We start from the raw sequence: 1,952 nt of genomic DNA on the forward strand, positions 1-1,952 counted from the left end.
GGGTTGCTCGCGCAGTTCCCCGCGCCCCCTGAAAGGCAAGGCCAGGGGCGCAGCCCCGCTTTTAGGGGCGCGGGGAACTGCGCGGGCGACCGCAAGCGGCCCGCACCGTCGACGAACCCCGCCACCCGAGTTCACAGCCGCCCCGCGACGGGCCGTCACATACGGCCCGGAGCCCCGCATTCCACCCCTTCGGGGTGAGCCGCGGCGCGTTGGGGACCCTCCCCGCGCGACCCCAAAAAGCGTCCAGTAGGGTTTGGTCCGCATAAACATCCAAACCCCTGCCCGACGCAGGGCGGCGACCGACCAGCGAGAAGGCCGCAGCCAACAGCGCGGGCGAGACTCTCGGGAAGGCGCTACGTGAGTCCCTACGGCTCCGACCGCTCGCCGCGGCGCCCGATGCGGCGGAAGCTGCTGCAGGCACTGACTGCGGGCCTGGTCCTGGCGACCGCCACCGGTTGCACATACAAGGACTTTCCCCGTCTTGGTATGCCCACCCCGACCACGGAAGAGGCTCCGCGGATCCTCTCCCTGTGGCAGGGCTCCTGGGCTGCGGCGCTCGTCACGGGCGTGCTGGTCTGGGGCCTGATCCTGTGGAGTGCGTTCTTCCACCGGCGCAGCCGCACCAAGGTCGAAGTTCCTCCGCAGACCCGGTACAACATGCCCATCGAGGCGCTGTACACGGTGGTCCCGCTCATCATCGTCTCGGTTCTGTTCTACTTCACGGCCCGCGACGAGACGAAGCTCCTCAGCCTCGACAAGAAGCCCGACGTGACGGTCAACGTCGTCGGCTTCCAGTGGAGCTGGGGCTTCAACTACATCGAGAACGTCGACGGCTCGACCGGTGACGCTTCGACCGACAAGAACCTGGACGCGATTCCGAACAGGTTCAAGGAGCAGTTCCCGGCGAACGCCGGCGGCGTCTACGACGTCGGCACTCCTGCCACGAAGAACCCGCAGAACGGCAACCCCGGTCCGACCCTCTGGCTCCCCAAGGGCAAGACGGTCCGCTTCATCCTCACTTCGCGTGACGTCATCCACTCCTTCTGGGTGGTGCCGTTCCTCATGAAGCAGGACGTCATCCCGGGCCACACCAACTCGTTCCAGGTGACTCCCAACAAGGAGGGCACCTTCATGGGCAAGTGCGCCGAGCTCTGCGGTGTCGACCACTCCCGGATGCTGTTCAACGTGAAGGTCGTCTCTCCCGAGCGCTACGAGGCCCACCTCAAGGAGCTCGCCGAGAAGGGTCAGACCGGTTACGTCCCGGCCGGTATCGAGCAGACGGACCACGAGAAGAACCGGGAGACGAACAACCTGTGAGCATCCTCAATGAACCTCAGGGTGCCGCCGCGGCCGAAGACTCGTACGAGAACGAGCTACCGGTACGGCGCAAGCAGCCCGGCAACGTTGTGATCAAGTGGCTCACCACCACTGACCACAAGACGATCGGTACGTTGTACCTGGTCACGTCGTTCGCGTTCTTCTGCATCGGTGGCGTGATGGCGCTGTTCATGCGCGCCGAGCTGGCCCGTCCCGGCACGCAGATCATGTCGAACGAGCAGTTCAACCAGGCGTTCACGATGCACGGCACGATCATGCTGCTGATGTTCGCGACGCCGCTGTTCGCGGGCTTCACGAACTGGATCATGCCGCTGCAGATCGGCGCGCCCGACGTGGCGTTCCCCCGGCTGAACATGTTCGCCTACTGGCTGTACCTGTTCGGCTCGCTGATCGCGGTCGGCGGGTTCCTCACCCCGCAGGGCGCGGCCGACTTCGGCTGGTTCGCCTACAGCCCGCTCTCGGACGCGGTCCGCTCGCCGGGCATCGGCGCGGACATGTGGATCATGGGTCTGGCGTTCTCCGGCTTCGGCACCATCCTGGGCGCGGTCAACTTCATCACCACCATCATCTGCATGCGCGCCCCGGGCATGACGATGTTCCGCATGCCGATCTTC

At 65.8% G+C, this 1,952-nt stretch carries 2 protein-coding genes; both read left to right on the top strand.

Annotated features, from left to right (window positions below):
• Positions 1-357 precede the first annotated feature (357 nt).
• On the top strand, positions 358-1,317 hold the full coding sequence (gene ctaC, locus AOK17_RS40880) for an aa3-type cytochrome oxidase subunit II (protein WP_055617710.1): 960 nt from the start codon (positions 358-360) through the stop codon (positions 1,315-1,317).
• Positions 1,314-1,952: cytochrome c oxidase subunit I (locus AOK17_RS40885; protein ID WP_206190920.1), on the top strand; the 639-nt coding region annotated here is incomplete at its 3' end. The genes ctaC and AOK17_RS40885, both read left to right, overlap by 4 nt.

The organism is Streptomyces phaeochromogenes (assembly GCF_001418655.1).
In the GTDB taxonomy this organism is placed as follows: domain Bacteria; phylum Actinomycetota; class Actinomycetes; order Streptomycetales; family Streptomycetaceae; genus Streptomyces; species Streptomyces phaeochromogenes.